At 58.3% G+C, this 17,211-nt stretch carries 19 protein-coding genes; 6 read left to right on the top strand and 13 right to left on the bottom strand.

Annotation, left to right across the window (positions count from 1 at the left end):
- The first annotated feature begins 15 nt into the window (after positions 1-15).
- Positions 16-948, top strand: a complete 933-nt coding sequence (locus ABR39_RS03380) for a LysR substrate-binding domain-containing protein (RefSeq protein WP_047345771.1) — start codon at positions 16-18, stop codon at positions 946-948.
- 62 nt (positions 949-1,010) lie between these two features.
- Here the strand turns inward: ABR39_RS03380 and mdcH are convergent, their stop codons facing one another.
- The 8 genes from mdcH to mdcA form a co-directional block, all read right to left on the bottom strand.
- Positions 1,011-1,907 carry a malonate decarboxylase subunit epsilon gene (gene mdcH, locus ABR39_RS03375; RefSeq protein WP_047345770.1) on the bottom strand — a complete coding sequence of 299 codons (897 nt, stop codon included), beginning with the start codon at positions 1,905-1,907 and terminating at the stop codon, positions 1,011-1,013.
- Entirely contained in the window at positions 1,907-2,524 is a 618-nt protein-coding gene (locus ABR39_RS03370; protein ID WP_047345769.1) for a malonate decarboxylase holo-ACP synthase, read from the bottom strand. The genes mdcH and ABR39_RS03370 overlap by 1 nt, the downstream gene beginning before the upstream one ends.
- A 2-nt stretch (positions 2,525-2,526) precedes the next feature.
- A complete protein-coding gene (locus ABR39_RS03365; protein WP_047345768.1) occupies positions 2,527-3,486 on the bottom strand; it encodes an AEC family transporter in 960 nt (319 codons plus the stop codon).
- Between the two features lie 126 nt (positions 3,487-3,612).
- Entirely contained in the window at positions 3,613-4,413 is an 801-nt protein-coding gene (gene mdcE / locus ABR39_RS03360) for a biotin-independent malonate decarboxylase subunit gamma (RefSeq protein WP_047345767.1), read from the bottom strand.
- On the bottom strand, positions 4,413-5,246 hold the full coding sequence (locus ABR39_RS03355; RefSeq protein ID WP_047345766.1) for a biotin-independent malonate decarboxylase subunit beta: 834 nt from the start codon (positions 5,244-5,246) through the stop codon (positions 4,413-4,415). The genes mdcE and ABR39_RS03355 overlap by 1 nt, the downstream gene beginning before the upstream one ends.
- Positions 5,239-5,538, bottom strand: coding sequence for a malonate decarboxylase acyl carrier protein (gene mdcC / locus ABR39_RS03350; protein WP_014885504.1), 300 nt, complete (start codon positions 5,536-5,538; stop codon positions 5,239-5,241). Before mdcC ends, ABR39_RS03355 begins: the two co-directional genes overlap by 8 nt.
- Before the next feature lie 9 nt (positions 5,539-5,547).
- On the bottom strand, positions 5,548-6,405 hold the full coding sequence (locus tag ABR39_RS03345) for a triphosphoribosyl-dephospho-CoA synthase (RefSeq protein ID WP_047345765.1): 858 nt from the start codon (positions 6,403-6,405) through the stop codon (positions 5,548-5,550).
- The gene (gene mdcA / locus ABR39_RS03340) at positions 6,405-8,060 is read right to left on the bottom strand and encodes a malonate decarboxylase subunit alpha (RefSeq protein WP_039024078.1); all 1,656 of its coding nucleotides are present in this window, start codon (positions 8,058-8,060) and stop codon (positions 6,405-6,407) included. The genes ABR39_RS03345 and mdcA overlap by 1 nt, the downstream gene beginning before the upstream one ends.
- A gap of 228 nt (positions 8,061-8,288) precedes the next feature.
- Here mdcA and ABR39_RS03335 point away from each other — a divergent pair, with 228 nt between their 5' ends.
- From ABR39_RS03335 to ABR39_RS03325, 3 genes are read left to right on the top strand one after another with little or no spacing between them, the layout of a single operon-like run.
- Positions 8,289-9,311 (top strand): hydrolase, encoded by a 1,023-nt coding sequence (locus tag ABR39_RS03335; protein ID WP_047345764.1) that lies wholly within the window; start codon positions 8,289-8,291, stop codon positions 9,309-9,311.
- Positions 9,308-9,526 (top strand): YheU family protein, encoded by a 219-nt coding sequence (locus tag ABR39_RS03330; protein ID WP_008503016.1) that lies wholly within the window; start codon positions 9,308-9,310, stop codon positions 9,524-9,526. The genes ABR39_RS03335 and ABR39_RS03330 overlap by 4 nt, the downstream gene beginning before the upstream one ends.
- Positions 9,527-9,556: 30 nt before the next feature.
- Positions 9,557-10,426 carry a phosphoribulokinase gene (locus ABR39_RS03325; RefSeq protein WP_047345763.1) on the top strand — a complete coding sequence of 290 codons (870 nt, stop codon included), beginning with the start codon at positions 9,557-9,559 and terminating at the stop codon, positions 10,424-10,426.
- Between the two features lie 66 nt (positions 10,427-10,492).
- Here the strand turns inward: ABR39_RS03325 and ABR39_RS03320 are convergent, their stop codons facing one another.
- Positions 10,493-10,897 (bottom strand): OsmC family protein, encoded by a 405-nt coding sequence (locus ABR39_RS03320; RefSeq protein WP_014885509.1) that lies wholly within the window; start codon positions 10,895-10,897, stop codon positions 10,493-10,495.
- Positions 10,898-11,208: 311 nt separating this feature from the next.
- Here ABR39_RS03320 and crp point away from each other — a divergent pair, with 311 nt between their 5' ends.
- Complete coding sequence (gene crp, locus ABR39_RS03315) at positions 11,209-11,841, top strand: cAMP-activated global transcriptional regulator CRP (protein ID WP_000242758.1); 633 nt, start codon at positions 11,209-11,211, stop codon at positions 11,839-11,841.
- Positions 11,842-11,898: 57 nt separating this feature from the next.
- The gene (locus ABR39_RS03310) at positions 11,899-13,986 is read left to right on the top strand and encodes a YccS/YhfK family putative transporter (RefSeq protein WP_047345762.1); all 2,088 of its coding nucleotides are present in this window, start codon (positions 11,899-11,901) and stop codon (positions 13,984-13,986) included.
- On the opposite strand, the gene argD is transcribed toward ABR39_RS03310, so the two are convergent.
- From argD to ppiA, 4 genes are all read right to left on the bottom strand, one after another.
- Positions 13,983-15,203 carry a bifunctional acetylornithine/succinyldiaminopimelate transaminase gene (argD, locus tag ABR39_RS03305; protein WP_205626265.1) on the bottom strand — a complete coding sequence of 407 codons (1,221 nt, stop codon included), beginning with the start codon at positions 15,201-15,203 and terminating at the stop codon, positions 13,983-13,985. The two genes, ABR39_RS03310 and argD, sit on opposite strands and share 4 nt — an antisense overlap.
- Before the next feature lie 86 nt (positions 15,204-15,289).
- Positions 15,290-15,853 carry an aminodeoxychorismate synthase component 2 gene (gene pabA, locus ABR39_RS03300; protein WP_047345760.1) on the bottom strand — a complete coding sequence of 188 codons (564 nt, stop codon included), beginning with the start codon at positions 15,851-15,853 and terminating at the stop codon, positions 15,290-15,292.
- Between the two features lie 30 nt (positions 15,854-15,883).
- Positions 15,884-16,468 carry a putative adenosine monophosphate-protein transferase Fic gene (locus ABR39_RS03295; protein WP_047345759.1) on the bottom strand — a complete coding sequence of 195 codons (585 nt, stop codon included), beginning with the start codon at positions 16,466-16,468 and terminating at the stop codon, positions 15,884-15,886.
- A gap of 106 nt (positions 16,469-16,574) precedes the next feature.
- The gene (gene ppiA / locus ABR39_RS03290) at positions 16,575-17,147 is read right to left on the bottom strand and encodes a peptidylprolyl isomerase A (RefSeq protein ID WP_014885514.1); all 573 of its coding nucleotides are present in this window, start codon (positions 17,145-17,147) and stop codon (positions 16,575-16,577) included.
- Positions 17,148-17,211 lie beyond the last annotated feature (64 nt).

The following is a 17,211-nucleotide window of genomic DNA, read 5'->3' as shown; positions in this document are numbered from 1 at the left end:
CACCCCGGGAGAGCTATGAGTTTCGATATCACGAGCGAGATTACGTTCCGCAAGCTCAGCATCTTCATGACGTTTATGGAGAAAGGGAATATCGCGCGTACCGCCGAAACTCTGGGCCTGAGCGGCGTAAGCGTGCACCGCGCGCTACACACCCTGGAAGAGAACGTGCGCTGCCCGCTCTTTACCCACAAGGGGCGCAACCTGATTGCCCTGCCTTCCGCCTGGACGCTGCTGGAGTATTGCCAGGAAGTGATGCAGGTAATGGAGCGCGGGCTGGAAGAATCGCGCAAAGTCGCTGGCATTGGCCAGGGGCGCTTACGCGTCGGCACGCTCTACTCGCTCACACTGGAAACCGTACCGCGCCTGATTATGGGCATGAAGCTGCGTCGTCCGGATCTGGAAATGGATCTGACGATGGGCTCTAACGAAACCTTGCTCCACATGCTGGACGACGGGTCGCTGGACGCCATCCTGATCTCCATCTCCGAAAGCGATATCGACCGCAACAGCCTTGAGGTTCTGCCGCTGTTCCATGACGACATATTCCTTGCCGCACCGGCTTCCGCCACGCTGAATACCCACGGGCCAGCGGATCTCCGTGATTATAAAGATCAGAAATTTGTCGCGCTTGCAGAAGGGTTTGCGACCTACGCCGGGTTCCAGGAAGCGTTCCATATCGCCGGGTTCGAACCGGAGATTGTTACCCGGGTGAACGACATTTTCTCAATGCTCAGTCTGGTTCAGGCAGGTGTCGGCTTTACGCTGATGCCGGGCAGGATGAAAAAGGTCTACGAGAATTCGGTGCAGCTACTGAAGCTGGCTGAACCGTACCAGATGCAGCAGCTTATCGCGATTGTGTTCGCCCGCAACCGCGAGCAGGACCCGAGCCTGCGGGCATTAGCCGCCGAAGGGCGGATGTATGCGCGCAGCCTGCAGGAAAGTGCGTGATACAAAACAAGGCAACCGAACCCGTAGGCCCGGTAAGGCGCAGCCGCCACCGGGCAAAAAACTCATCGCTGAAGCCGACCCGCCAGATGCACCGCCACGTCCACCCCGCTGCGCTCCAGTGAAAGGGTCTCCCCTTCCCACGCCGCCTGTCGCGTCAGGCAGGTCAGCACGCCGCCGGGCGGCATCTCGATCGCCAGCCGGGCTTCGCGTTCGTTAGCGGAAATCATCGCCTCCTGCCAGCGCACCGTACGCGCCATGTTCATTGCCAGATCGTCCGAGATTTTCTCCGGTTGCCAGAGCACGCGCCCGGTGCTGCCGCTCAGGTACGCACAGCGTGGACGAGCCAGCGTGACGGACTCAAACGCCGCCGCCAGCGTTTGTGCCGGTGCCGCCAGCAGTTCGCAGTGCGACGGCACGCTCACCGCCAGCCGTTTGGCCTTGTTCGCCCCTTTTGCCAGCGCGCGCGCCGCCACCTGCGCCATCCCGTCATCGCTTCCGGCAATCACGATCTGCGTTTCGGCATTCAGGTTAGCAATATACGTTCCGGTACCCTCGATAAGCTGCTCCACCTGCGGCAGGGTCAGCCCCATAATCGCCGTCAGGCCGTAGCCGTGCGGATACGCCTGCTCCATCAGATCGCCACGCAGCGCCACCAGCTTAAGCGCGTCCGTAAATTCCAGCGCGCCAGCCACGACCGCTGCGGGATAAGCACCAATCGATAAACCGCTCACAATGTCAGGCGACACGCCGCGTCGCTCGAGTTCCCGCGCCCAGGCCACGCCGGAAATCAGCAGACTCAGCTGAACCGCACGTGTATGAGTTAGCGAGGCTGCACTATCCAGCGTATCGACTTCGCTGCCCAGCACCTCGCGTGCCTGAGCAAGCGTCGTTCCCGGCAAATTTTGCAGCATGCCTTCGTGCTGCGTGCCCTGTCCCGGAAAGGTAAACAGTATTTTCATCACTCCTCCCTGCGCCACGGATCCGCCACCAGGCGCGGTCCGCGGCGGGTTTTCAGCAGCGTTTTTTCGTCGCGTAACCACTCCGCCAGCGCAAATCCCCCTTCGGGCGTATCGACCTGCGTATCCGCCCGGCACAGTGCGCGGCTCAGCTGCGACTGCCATGCGGTAAAAGCATCAGGGGAAATCGGCTCAGGAGCGCGGATCAGCAGGTCAAGATCGCTGTTGGCATGAATCACCGGAATGCCGGTCGCCAGCGCGTAGCCGGTACTGCCGGTAATACCCCACGTCCACGGCCACGCCTGCTGTGAAAGCTGCAACGCCACCTGAACCGGTGGCTGAGTCACAAACGGTGAGCGCAGCAGATCGGCCGTCACGCTCAACGCCTCAGGCGAAACCACGCGTAACACCTTCTCAGGCTTCACCCACCCGGCCGCACGCTGGTCGCGGCGCAGGCCGCGAACGCCAACGGGGATGCGGCCTTCGCTATCAACATCACGCCGCACCACTACCGGCAGGCCGGTATGCCAGACGGCATCCACCCAGGATTCGGCGATCCCTTCCAGCGCGTCGCGCGCGGTAAGCCAGATGAGGTCGTGCGGGCGTAATGTTGTGGTCATAATTACATTCCTGAAGTCAGCGAGATAAACAGCGGCAGCGACAGGATACACAGTACGGAGCTTAACAGCAGCACGGCTTCAGCATCCGGCGACTGCACGCCAAAGCGGTTACCGAACACCACGCCGAAGAAGCCCGCGGACAGCGCAATCATCAGGATAGCGGTAATCGCCACGGAGCCATGCAGACCGAAGATCAGCACAATACCCCAGGCAATCGCTGGCTGAATCAGCAGCTTGGCGATAGTTGAGGTGATAACCATGGTGTTGATCTGCAGCTTACGGGCAGAGAGGATCACCCCGGTCAGGAACAGCGCCGCAGCGGTGGCGGACAGCCCCAGCGGTTTAATCGCCGCCAGAACCAGATCCGGCATTTTGATACCGATGGCGGACAAAATCACACCCAGCAGCGGGCCCATCACGATCGGTTTTTTAATCGAACGCCACATCAGCACCGGCAGCATGGAGAACGTTGAGCCGGAGCTATTGCCCTCAGCGCGCGCTTTTTCACGCTCCAGGATCAGCAGGCAGAACGGCGTCATCAGCACGGAGCCGCAGGCAATAGAGACCGCGACGGACAGAGACGTGGAAGAACCTTCCCCCAGCACGCTGCCCAGAATCGGCAGGCCAAGCGCCGCGTAGTTCGGCAGCGCGACCGTCAGGGTCAGCACGGCTGCATCCTGCGGTGATTTTTTAAAGACTTTGGTGGCGAGGAAGTAGATGGCCGCATAGGTAATCCACATCGCCAGGGTCAGCACCAGAATCAGCGGTGACTGAGCCACAATGCCGGTCCACGGCGTTTGCACGGTGGCGCTAAACAGCGCGGCAGGCAGTGCAAAATCCATAACGAAAATATTGAGCAGGGAAACGTTTTTATTATCGACCATCTTTGCCTTACCGGCCCAGAATCCCAGCAGCATGATGACGAAAATCGGTGCAAGAGCATGAACAATTACGTAAGTCATAAATCACCTGTAGTAAAAAAAGTTTTAGCACTGGCGCGATGATTATTATTTTTCAGGATGCAGGCTCCCACGCGGGCGCAGCGGACGCGCCCACGGGGTTATGCATCTGGCAGGTCTCTTTTTTACTTACCAGCTGGCTCGCATACGTTCGCGTACGAGCGCCGAGCTGCGGCGGTTGTCAGCACCCAGACGATTTTTCAGCGTGGTGTCCTGACGAGCGTCACTGATGGCCTGTTGCAGGGTGGTTTTCACCTGCGCCAGATCGTTATCAGACGGGGCATCCGGGTTGCTGATGTCCAGCAGGCTGGAGAGCAGCCCCAGCGTCGCATAGTTGCTGATGTCATAGGCCATTGGCGGAATGGTTGCCGCCAGCTTTTCCAGCGCCTCGACGGTACGCAGCGTAATGCGCGCCGCGGACTCTTTGCCCATCGCGTGGATCAGCACGCCTTTATCGTTAAAGGCGATCAGGCGGTTGGCCTGGTAGCCGTGCGCCAGAAACGCGCCGGACATCGCCTTGCCGACGATCAGGCCAATCACCGGATGACCGGCCAGGCGCGCGTTCGCATAGGCTGCTGCCGCACCGGCCAGCGCCTGGTGAATACCAAACGCTTCTTCACGACGGCCATAGGCCTGGCTTGGGACGTCAATCACCGCCACAATCGGGCGCTTAACGGCCTTATCGGCATCCGCCGCGACGGTTTCGCTGACCACTTTCGCCAGGGTCCAGCCTTCCAGCAGACCGACTTCACCCTTCGCGGCGCGCGGGAAGTGGTTGTTGGCATCCGGAACCACGGCAACAAAGCGCACCGCTTCGCCGTTAAGCTCGCCGTCTGCCGCCTGCACGGACGGGCATAGCCCTTCCACACGTTGTGCATTCGGGGCGAGAATATCCAGCCAGAGTTCGCCACGGCTCATTGAGTTAGTCATCATTTCACCTCCCGGGCAAAAAGCGCGTTAATTTGTTCGGCATCGGCCTGTTTGCGGGTGTCGAAATTCGTCAGACGGTTCAGGTAATCGTCGTAGTTATCGGTGCGATGTTTCGCCGGCACGCCTTTAGCAATCGCGTCATTCATCGCCTGTTTCACCGCGTTGATACCGTCACCGACCAGGGCATCCACCAGCCCGCTTTGGTAGCGCACTTCACCGCCGGTCATGCTCCAGATAAACGGACGGTCGCGAGAGTCGTACTCTTCGATGCCGGCTTCCTGCTCGATAACCTGCGGGCCGTTCAGGCCGAGACGCGCTTCGCGGGTCACAATCAGGTAGCTGCACAGCGCCGCGGCGATGGACATCCCACCGAAGCAGCCCACGGTCCCGGCCACAATCCCGATAACGGGCGTGTAGCGACGCAGGTCGACAATCGCAGCGTGGATATCGGCAATCGCCGCCAGGCCGAGGTTCGCTTCCTGCAGGCGCACGCCGCCGGTTTCGAGGCACAGCACGGCCTGAGTCGGAATGCCGTTGCGGTTATCTTCTGCCGCCAGCTCCAGCGCTGCCGCCATTTTGGCACCGGACACTTCGCCCATGCTGCCGCCCTGGAATGCGCCTTCAATCGCCACGACAACGGCTGGCTGACCGTTAATGGTGCCTTTCGCCACCACCATGCCGTCGTCCGCCTGCGGCACAATGCCCTGCGGGCCAAGCCACGGAGAGATAATGCCCTCAAACGGATCCAGCAGTTCGCGGTAGCTGCCCTCGTCGAGCAGGGCCTGCGCACGCTGGCGTGCTTTTAATTCGATAAAGCTGCTGTCATCACGCATGGCTCACCCCCTCAAATACCTGTTCGATGCGAATGCGGGCCACGCCCGGCGTCGCGCCGAAGTCGTGAATGGTCAGTTTTCCTGCCGGCAGGCTGCTGACCGTTTGCAGACGGTTGAACAGCGCCTCCCAGCGACCACGGCTGTTGTCAACGGAGGTGGTGATATCAATGGTTAGCGTCTGGCCCGGTTCGGCGGTGAAGAGCACCTCCATATCCCCGGAACCGACGACCCCTGCCAGTGCCCTGCCGCTTAACGCGCGGCTGGCTGGCACGGTCAATGTGATTTTTTCCATAACATCCTCTTAATGCTTTGAATAAGGCGATTCGACGCGGTCAAGAAACAGCGTGGCGGCAAGCAGGTCGGCGGCACCGCCCGGTGACGCGTTAAGCGCCAGCATCTGACGGTCTAAGTTCGCCAGCGCCTGCTGGCCCGCAAGGGTGGCACAGCCTCCCGCATTCAGGACCGCACGGGCACCGTGCTGCATGGCGTCCAGCCCCTCCATGCCGGCGCGCGACAGCACGCAGGTATCGGTGAGCGACGTCATGATGGCCATCAGCGCGTCGAGCCTGGCCTGTGCTTCACTGCTGCCGTTCAGGCGGCTGAGGCGAAGCTGCGGCAGCGCGCGCTGCATAACGTGCGGGAATGCCTGCTGAGCCTCTTCGCGGGCGCCCGGCACGCGGTAGCGGTGCGTGGCGCGCAGGCCTTTACTGAACACCTTCGGCGCCGCATCGTCCGGCAGTTTTGCCAGCTGCGCGGCGGTGCGGGCGACGTCTTGCGCACGGGCATCACCGCCCAGCATCGCCACCGCGCTGACCAGCAATCCCAGCGCCCAAATCGCGCCGCGATGGGTGTTTACGCCCTCGGTTGCGGCCATCATCTGCTGCTCGCCTTCGCGGCCGAGCCGCCCGACGGTTTGCCTGAGCGCAATATCTGCCGGACGCTGCCAGCTTTGCTGCGCCAGCGCCTGAAACGTGGGGGTCAGGCTGTGCGCGGAGCGCTCCATCAGCGCAAGGGATAAATCGTGGTGCGCGCCGTTCCCCCGACTGTCCACCAGACCGGGTTTCGGGCTTAAACGTGCTTCGTCAATCAGACACTGCGTGGCGGTTCGCGCCAGCCATTCGGCACCGCCTTCAACCTGAATCTGGGGCAGAAGTTTCATTACCAGCTCCGGAATTTCGCAGGTGGGTTGTAGAGACCGCCGGACCATTCCACGAGGTCTGACACGCTGCCTGCCGCCAGCAGAGAGCGGGTGGCGTCGGTGCGGCGGATCCCCATATCTTCCGGGTAGACCACTTTGCCGCTCTGACGCAGTTCCGCCACGCGTTTGGCATCCACGCCCAGACCGATATCGGTGATACCGGCGACGGCCGCAACCATGGCACGGCGCTCTTCCAGATCTTTCGCCCGGTAGAGGTAAGCGATCCCCTCTTCCGTCAGCACGTGGGTCACGTCATCGCCGTAGATCATCACCGGCGCCAGCGGCATACCGGAGGCTTTCGCCACGTCAACGGCATCAAGTTTTTCCACGAAGGTTGGCTTCACGCCCGCCTGGAAAGTTTCCACCATCTGGACGACCAGTTTTTTACCGCGCTGCATCGGGTCAGGCTCGGTGATCATGTTCAGCCAGGCCGGCGTGGCGTGACGACGACCGTGCGGGTCGTGGCCCATGTTTGGCGCACCGCCGAAGCCGGAAAGACGGCCGCGGGTCACCGTTGAGGAGTTGGCGTATCCATCAACCTGCAGCGTAGAGCCGATAAACATATCCACCGCGTACTGGCCTGCCAGCTGGCAGAACGCGCGGTTAGAGCGCATGGAGCCGTCGGCACCGGTAAAGAACACGTCAGGACGGGCGCGAATATACTCTTCCATCCCCAGCTCGCCGCCGAAACAGTGCACGCTTTCGACCCAGCCGCTTTCAATGGCGGGGATCAGCGTCGGATGCGGGTTCAGCGTCCAGTGCTTACAGATTTTGCCCTTCAGGCCGAGCTGTTCGCCGTAGGTAGGCAGCAGCAGCTCGATAGCCGCGGTGTTAAAGCCGATCCCGTGGTTCAGGGACTGCACCTGATGTTCCGCGTAAATGCCTTTGATGGCCATCATGGCCATCAGGATGTGTTCCTGTTTAATCAGACGCGGGTCGCGGGTAAACAGCGGTTCGATAAAGAACGGCTTATCGGCAACCACAACGAAGTCGATCCAGGAGCCCGGAATATCGACGCGCGGCAGGTCACACTCGTCATCCACCAGCTCGTTCACCTGGGCAATGACAATCCCGTCGTGGAACGCTGCGGCCTCCACCAGCGCCGGGGTATCTTCGGTGCTCGCCCCGGTGTAGAGGTTGCCTTTGCGGTCGGCTTTAAAGCCGGCGATCAGCGCCACGTTTGGCGAGAGGTCGACGTAGAGGCGTGAATAGAGCTCGATATAAGTATGAATCGCGCCGATTTCGAGCTGACCATCCTCCAGCAGCTGGGAGATTCGCAGGCTCTGCGTCCCGGAGAAGGAGAAATCCAGCTTGCGGGCGATGCCTTTCTCAAAGATATCCAGATGCTCGCTGCGGCCGACGCTCGGCATGATCATATGCAGGTCGTGGACAATTTGCGGGTTCACTTCGGCAAGCGAGCGGGAAAGGAAATCCGCCTGCTTCTGGTTGTTACCTTCCAGAACGACCTTGTCGCCAGGCGCGATCAGTTTTTCCAGCATGGCGACAAGATCGCCGGTTGGCAGTACCTTGCCCTGCACCGGTACGGACGCCAGACGACGCGCTTTTTCGCTGCGTCGGGTGTTCCATTGCCGGGTGGGTGTTTGCCCAGATAACATTATTAACCTCCTGATTCAGCTAATCATTTTGATTTGCTTAACGTTGAGTAAAGTGTGCGCTCTGGTGAGAAAGGCATCAATTAAGCGTAGAGCCAAATCATTAGCCTGAGAGTAATAATCAAGGTAAATATTTGTGATCGGGATCAGTTCATGTTTCGGAAAACCAGGCTAAACGGGGTACAATTCGGAAAGTATCGTTAATTTCCGACAAGAATCAGCATCGCGCTTATGACCCAAATCATTCCATCAGACTTCGACATTGCAGCCGAAGACAGTACTGAGTTCGTGCCTATGCGCGGCGTCGCCAATCGCCATTTGCAGACCATGCTGCCGCGACTGATCCGCCGCAAGGTTCAGTTCACCCCGCACTGGCAGCGACTTGACCTGCCAGACGGTGACTTTCTGGATCTCGCCTGGAGCGAAGCGCCGGAGCAGGCCCGCCATAAGCCGCGCCTGGTGGTCTTTCACGGCCTGGAAGGCAGCCTGCACAGCCCTTATGCGCATGGGTTAATTGAGGCGGCAAAAGCGCGCGGCTGGCTCGGCGTGGTGATGCATTTTCGCGGCTGCAGCGGCGAACCCAATCGTCAGAAACGCATCTATCACTCGGGTGAAACCGAAGACGGAACGTGGTTTTTACACTGGCTGCGGGAAAACTTTGGCACCGTACCCACCGCTGCCGTGGGCTACTCGCTGGGCGGAAATATGCTGGCCTGCCTGCTGGCGAAAGAGGGCGAAAGCGTACCGCTGGATGCCGCAGTGATTGTCTCCGCGCCGTTTATGCTGGAGCAGTGCAGCTACCACATGGAGAAAGGCTTTTCCCGGGTCTATCAGCGCTACCTGCTCAACCTGCTGAAAGCCAACGCGGCGCGTAAGCTGAAGGCCTATCCTGATACCCTTCCGGTGAGCCTGCGCCAACTGAAAAAGGTGCGTCGTATTCGCGAATTTGACGATCTGATCACCGCGAAAATTCACGGCTTTGCCGATGCGATTGACTACTATCGTCAGTGCAGCGCCATGCCGCTGCTCAGCAAGATCACGCAGCCGACGCTTATCATTCATGCCAAAGATGACCCTTTTATGGATCATCACTCGATCCCCGCTCAGGAATTCCTGCCCGACAACGTTCACTATCAGTTGACGGAGCACGGTGGCCACGTTGGGTTTATCGGCGGCACGCTGCGCCGCCCGAAAATGTGGCTTGAGACGCGTATTCCTGACTGGCTAACCCCTTATCTGGACGGTGCAAAATGATTATTCCCTGGCAGGATCTGGCTCCCGAAACGCTCGATAATCTGATTGAAAGCTTTGTATTACGCGAAGGCACCGATTATGGTGAACAAGAACGCTCGCTTGAGCAAAAGGTCAACGATGTAAAGCGCCAGCTGAAAAGCGGCGACGTGGTGCTGGTGTGGTCAGAACTGCATGAGACGGTTAATATCATGCCCCGCAACGCGTTTCACGGCTGATCTTCCATCCATTTCAGTCAGGGAGTTGCTATGTCTGCCAGACATCCGGTTATTGCCGTTACGGGGTCGAGTGGTGCGGGAACCACCACCACCAGCCTCGCCTTTCGCAAGATTTTCGCCCAGCTGAATCTCCGTGCGGCGGAGGTCGAAGGCGACAGCTTTCACCGCTACACGCGCCCGGAGATGGACATGGCCATCCGTAAGGCGCGCGATCTGGGTAAACACATCAGCTACTTCGGCCCGGAAGCCAATGACTTCGGCCTGCTGGAGCAAACCTTCCACGAATATGGCCTGAGCGGCACAGGGCAGTCCCGTAAGTATCTGCACACTTACGACGAAGCCGTGCCCTGGAACCAGGTACCGGGCACCTTTACCCCCTGGCAGCCGCTGCCGGAACCCACCGACGTGCTGTTCTACGAAGGGTTACACGGCGGCGTGGTCACGCCCCAGCACGACGTGGCGCGCCACGTGGATCTGCTGGTCGGGGTGGTCCCTATCGTTAACCTGGAGTGGATCCAGAAGCTGACGCGTGACATGAGCGAGCGCGGCCACTCGCGCGAGGCGGTGATGGATTCCGTCGTTCGCTCAATGGAAGACTACATCAATTACTTAACGCCGCAATTCTCCCGCACGCACATTAACTTCCAGCGCGTGCCGACGGTGGACACCTCCAACCCGTTTGCCGCCAAAACGATCCCTTCTCTGGATGAGAGCTTTGTGGTGATCCATTTCCGCAATCTTGAAGGCATCGATTACCCCTGGCTGCTGGCGATGCTGCAGGGCTCGTTTATTTCGCACATGAATACATTGGTGGTGCCGGGCGGAAAAATGGGACTGGCAATGGAGCTTATCATGACGCCGCTGGTGGAGCGGCTGATGGAAGGGAAGCAGATCGCATAGTCATATTCCCTCTCCCTGTGGGAGAGGGTTAGGGTGAGGGCATCAACACGCACGATGCCCCATCAATCACGCCTCGATCACTTCATAAGAATGGGTAATTTTTACCGCTTTCTCCAGCATTAACGCCACAGAGCAGTACTTCTCCGCAGACAGGTCCACCGCGCGTGAGACCGCCGCGTCTTTCAGCGCTTTACCGGTGACAACAAAGTGCAGATTAATGTGGGTGAACAGGCGTGGCGCCTCTTCACGACGTTCTGAGGTGAGTTTGACCTCGCAATCCGTCACGTCATGACGGCCTTTTTGCAGAATCGACACCACGTCAATCGCGCTGCATCCGCCTGCCGCCATCAGCACCATTTCCATTGGGCTTGGCGCTTTATCGCCGGAGTTACCATCCATCAAAATCTGGTGTCCTGACGCGGACTCGCCCAGGAACGTTAAACCTTCAACCCACTTCACGCGCGCTTGCATATTTTTGAACTCCAACGTTGCATTTTTGGTGACAGATTACGCGTGCGTTACATTTCTCGCAATGGAAGGCGACCTGCATCATGCTGAAGCGAGACACCAGGAGACACGCGGCGAAAGCTATGCTAAAACACTCAGGATGCTACAGTAATACATTGACGTTACACGTGTATGCAGAGGACATCAAACTTTACTGGCTGCGAAACGTTACGGTAGCCGACTTCCCAGGGTATGGGTAAGAATTCGATTGCAACCCCAGAGTCCGGATGCATCTGATGACTCTGGTGACAGCTTATAACAGAGGATAACAGCGCATGGTGCTTGGCAAACCGCAAACAGACCCGACTCTCGAATGGTTCTTGTCTCATTGCCACATTCATAAGTACCCATCGAAGAGCACGCTGATTCACCAGGGTGAAAAAGCGGAAACGTTGTATTACATCGTTAAAGGCTCGGTGGCAGTGCTGATCAAAGATGAAGAAGGGAAAGAGATGATCCTTTCTTATCTGAACCAGGGCGATTTCATCGGTGAACTGGGCCTGTTTGAAGAGGGCCAGGAACGTAGCGCCTGGGTTCGTGCAAAGACAGCATGTGAAGTGGCTGAAATTTCTTACAAGAAGTTCCGTCAGCTGATTCAGGTTAACCCTGACATCCTGATGCGTCTTTCTTCCCAGATGGCGCGCCGTCTGCAGGTCACCTCAGAGAAAGTGGGTAACCTCGCCTTCCTGGACGTGACTGGCCGTATTGCACAAACGCTGCTGAACCTGGCGAAACAGCCAGACGCAATGACCCACCCGGACGGCATGCAAATTAAAATTACCCGTCAGGAAATTGGTCAGATCGTCGGTTGTTCCCGTGAGACAGTGGGCCGTATCCTGAAAATGCTGGAAGATCAAAACCTGATCTCCGCCCACGGTAAAACCATCGTGGTCTACGGAACGCGTTAATTCCGCTTAAACGGCGTGTCACCCCAGGGTGTCACGCCGTTTTTGTCTCTTCTCCCCATGTGGCGCAGGCTGATCTATCACCCCGAAGTTAACTACGCACTGCGACAAACGCTGGTGTTGTGTCTTCCCGTGGCCGTGGGCCTGATCCTCGGACATCTTCAGCAAGGTCTGCTGTTTTCTCTCGTGCCCGCCTGCTGCAACATCGCCGGTCTGGACACGCCGCATAAGCGCTTTTTCAAACGCCTGACTATTGGCGGCTGCCTGTTCGCAGGCTGTAGCCTCGCCGTACAGCTTCTGCTTGCCCGTGACATCCCGCTGCCGCTGATCCTGACCGTGCTGGCTATGACCCTCGGCGTCACCGCCGAAATCAGCTCGCTGCACGCCCGCCTGCTTCCCGCCTCATTGATTGCAGCCATTTTCACGCTGAGCCTCGCCGGGAATATGCCGGTGTGGGAGCCGCTGCTGATCTACGCCCTGGGGACACTGTGGTACGGGCTGTTCAACTGGTTCTGGTTCTGGCTGTGGCGCGAACAACCGCTGCGCGAATCCCTGAGCCTGCTCTATGTGCAGCTGGCGGAGTACTGTGAAGCCAAATACACCCTACTCACCCAGCATACCGATCCGGAAAAATCCTTGCCGCCGCTGCTGACGCGCCAGCAAAAGGTGGTGGATCTGATAAGCCAGTGCTACCAGCAGCTGCACATGCTCGCCGCCAACAAGAACCACGAATACAAACGACTGCTTCGCACCTTCCAGGTCGGGCTGGACCTGCAGGAACATATCTCCGTTAGCCTTCACCATCCGCAGGAGGTGCAAAAGCTGGTCGAGCGCAGCCACGCCGAAGCGGTGATCCGCTGGAACGCGCAGACCGTGTCGGCACGTCTGCGGGTCCTGGCTGACGATATTCTCTACCACCGCTACCCCACGCGCTTTAACATGGAAAAACAGCTCGGCGCGCTGGAGAAAATCGCCCGCCAGCATCCGGATAACCCGGTTGGCCAGTTTGCCGCCTGGCACTTCAGCCGCATCGCCCGCGTGCTGCGCACGCAGCGCCCGCTTTATCCACGCGATCTGATGGCGGATAAGCAAAAGCGGCTGCCGTTATTGCCCGCGCTCAGAAGCTATCTGTCTCTTAAATCATCCGCCCTGCGCAACGCTGCCAGGATTAGCGTTATGCTCAGTACCGCCAGCCTGATGGGCATGGCGCTGCATCTGCCGAAACCCTACTGGATCTTAATGACCGTGCTGTTTGTCACCCAGAACGGCTACGGCGCCACGCGGGTGCGTATTCTGCACCGGGCAGGCGGAACGATGGCCGGGCTGATTATTGCGGGCGTGACGCTGCACTTCCACGTGCCGGAAGGCTATACCCTGGCTGGCATGCTGGCGATTACGCTGGTGAGCTACCTGATTATCCGCAAAAACTACGGCTGGGCGATGGTGGGCTTTACGGTGACGGCGGTGTATACCCTGCAGCTGCTCACGCTCAATGGCGAACAGTTTATTATCGCCAGGCTGATTGATACCCTCATCGGCTGCCTGATTGCCTTTGGCGGCATGGTCTGGCTGTGGCCGCAGTGGCAAAGCGGGCTGCTCAGGCAGAACGCCCACGACGCGCTGGAGGCCGACCAGCAGGCCATTCGATTGATCCTGAGCGACGACCCGCAGCCCTCCCCGCTGGCCTATCAGCGCATGAAGGTCAACCAGGCGCACAACGCCCTGTTTAACTCGCTCAACCAGGCGATGCAGGAGCCGGGCTTTAACTCGCACTATCTGGCGGATATGAAGCTCTGGGTGACGCACAGCCAGTTTATCGTCGAGCATATTAACGCCATGACAACGCTGGCGCGCGAACACACGATGCTGACGCCAGACCTGGCGCAGCGCTACCTGCAGTCGTGTGAAATTGCGCTGCAGCGCTGTCAGCAGCGCCTGGAATATGACTCGCCGGGCGAGTCAGGAGATTCGAACATTCTGGAAGCGCCGGAGACGTTAACCCACGGGCCAATGAGCACCCTGGAGCAGCATTTGCAGCGCATTCTGGGGCATCTGAACACCATGCACACCATTTCGTCGGTGGCATGGCGTCAGCGTCCACATCACGGGATTTGGCTCACCCGCAGGCTGAAGCGGACGGCGTATTAACCTTTTACGATCTTCGCGACCGCAGCGGCAAAGCGGGTTAACCCGTCTTCAATGTCTTTGTCTTCCACCACCAGCGACGGCGCAAAACGCATCACGTCCGGACCCGCGTTCAGTACCATCACCCCTTCGTGGGCGGCGGCGTGCAGGAAATCGCGCGCGCGGCCTTTGTACTGCGGCTTCAGCTCGGCACCAATCAGCAGCCCCATCCCACGGATCTCGCTGAACACGTCGAACTGGTCGTCAATCTTTTGCAGGTGTTTTACGAACAGCTCGCGCTTCGCATTCACGCCGTTCAACACCTCAGGCGTGTTGATAATATCAAACGCGGCACCCGCCACGGCGCTCGCCAGCGGGTTGCCGCCGTAGGTGGAACCGTGCGAGCCCACGTGGAACGCGGAGGCGATATCCTGGGTCGTCAATACTGCACTCACCGGGAAGCCGCCGCCGAGCGCTTTGGCGCTGGTCAGAATATCCGGCGTCACGCCGTAGTGCATGTAGGCAAACAGATCCCCGGTACGGCCCATTCCGCACTGAACTTCATCAAAGACCAGCAGCGCCTGATGCTCGTCGCACAGTTCGCGCAGCCCTTTCAGGAATTCCGGCGTGGCCGCCGTCACGCCGCCTTCGCCCTGAATAGGTTCCACCACCACCGCGCAGGTGTGATCGTCCATCACCGCTTTCACCGCATGCAGATCGTTAAACGGCACGTGGACGATGTCGGCCGGTTTCGGGCCAAAACCGTCGGAATACTTCGGCTGACCACCAACGGAGACGGTAAAGAAGGAGCGCCCGTGGAAGGCATTGTGGAAAGCGATAATTTTGGTTTTGTACGGACTGTGGCGCGTGGTGGCATAGTAGCGCGCCAGCTTGAAGGCGGTTTCGTTGGCTTCGGTGCCGGAGTTCATAAACAGCACGCGCTCGGCAAACGTGGCATCAATGATCTTGCGGCCAAGGCGCAGCGCCGGTTCGTTGGTAAACACGTTGCTAGTGTGCCACAGGGTTTCGCCCTGACTTTTCAGCGCGTCCACCAGCGCAGGATGGCAATGACCGAGCGCCGTTACCGCAATCCCGCCCGCGAAATCCACGTACTCTTTACCCTGCTGATCCCAGACGCGGCTGCCTTTCCCCTTAACCGGGATAAACTCAGCCGGTGCATAAATCGGCAGAATCACTTCATCGAATGTCGCGCGGGTAATTGCTGGTTGTTCAGTTGCCATGTCATGCCCATCCATTTTATGTCACATTGATTGTGAAAATATAATCACAAAATATGCATAAAAAATCACAGCAAGGCAACAGATATTCAGCGATTAAGGAAATTTGCCAGCAGCGCGTGCCCCTGTTCGCTGAGGATGCTTTCCGGGTGGAACTGCACGCCTTCGAGATCCCATTCGCGGTGACGAATCCCCATGATCTCCTGCGACTCGCTCCAGGCCGTCACGTCAAAGCAGTCGGGCAGCGTCGGTGGGTCAATCACCAGCGAATGGTAGCGCGTCACGGTTAAAGGATTATTAAGCCCCGTGAATACCCCGGTACCGGCGTGAGTGACCGGAGAGGTTTTGCCGTGCATCACTTTCGCGGCACGCACGATGGTGGCACCGAACGCCTGGGCAATCGCCTGATGGCCGAGGCAGACGCCCAGGATCGGCAGCTTGCCGGCATAATGCCGGATGACATCCAGAGAAATGCCCGACTCCGACGGCGTACACGGCCCGGGTGAAATCACGATTTTCTGCGGAGCCAGCGTCTCAATATCGGCGAGATCGATCTCGTCGTTGCGGCGGACAACCACCTCTGCACCCAGTTCACAAAAATACTGGTAAAGGTTCCAGGTGAAGGAATCGTAGTTATCAATCAGCAGAATCATGGCGGCTCCCGAAAAAAATGCCGCCCTATTCTACTCAGATTCCCGCGCTTCGCTCACTACTTTGGCAAAGATCGCGCTCAGCGCGGTTAAATCTCCCGTTGCGCCGCTTCGGTTAGCGGCGACCCACTGTTCGGGATCGATATCGCGCCAGTCCAGGGCGTAATCCGCATGAATGGCCAGTTGCTCGAAGAAAACGCGTTGGGCAATACCATTGCCGCGCATAAAGGGATGCAGCATATTGATTTCACAGTAATAGTGGCTAATTCTGTCAACAAACGCCGCTTTCTGAAGGCCAACTAAATACTTCTCACTTTCCAGCGCCGCCATCAGCTCATTACCCATCTTCTCGATGTATTCGAAATGGCAGAACGGAATATCGCCCTTAAAAATATCGTCGGTACGGAACTCGCCTGCCTGCTTCATCTCACTGCGATAGAGGTGTCGATGAATAAGGCACAGATGGGGTAACCCGGGCGCGGGAGGCCCAAGCTCCAGCGTCTCAATATGGGGTTCTGAGGGACCATTACCTTTTTCAAGGAGACAACTGGCCTGAAGATTGACGTTACGCTGCTGCTCCCAGAGACGGGATTTTTGCTTATCGGTGAGTTTTTTCACTTAACGCCTCCCTGAATAGTCCGTTTGCCACAAGTATAAGCAGCAAAACGCGCTTTCGCAGGGAGGGCTAAATCATACGGGCGAGGATCGCCCGTATTTAAGAAGATTACGGCAGCACTTTCGCAGAGAGGATAACCACTGGTTTTGACGGCACATTCTGGTACGGGCCGACGTCATGGGTAGGCACCTGAGAAATCTTATCGGCCACATCCATTCCTTTCACAATTTTACCGAAAACGGCATAACCGAAATCACGCTGACCGTGATCCAGGAAGGCGTTATCGGCCACGTTGAGGAAGAACTGACTGGTCGCGCTGTCTTTATCCGCCGTACGCGCCATAGAAATGGTCCCGCGCTTGTTCAGCAGGCCGTTGTCCGCTTCGTTTTTAATAGGCGGGTTCGGCTGTTTCTGCTGCATCTGCTCGTTGAAGCCGCCGCCCTGAATCATAAAGCCCGGGATCACGCGGTGGAAAGTGGTGTTGTTGTAGAAACCACTGTTCACATAGTCGAGGAAGTTTTTCACAGAAACCGGAGCTTTCTGGCTATTCAGTTCCAGCTCAATGTTCCCGGCGGAGGTGGTCAGCAGAACGTGAGGGTCCCCTTTTGCTGCCAGCGCAGCAGGGGAAACGGCAGAAAGAGCAAACACAGCTGCGACAGCCGCCAGTGTTGATTTGAGCATGAGAATTCCTTAACAAAGCGCAGTATAAAAAGCGAATGGCTTGATTCTAAAGAGCAGTATGAAC

This window comes from Enterobacter genomosp. O, assembly GCF_001022965.1.
GTDB classification, from domain to species: domain Bacteria; phylum Pseudomonadota; class Gammaproteobacteria; order Enterobacterales; family Enterobacteriaceae; genus Enterobacter; species Enterobacter cloacae_L.
Note: the sequence above shows the minus strand (reverse complement) of the source record. Positions and strands in the feature narration are given on the sequence as shown.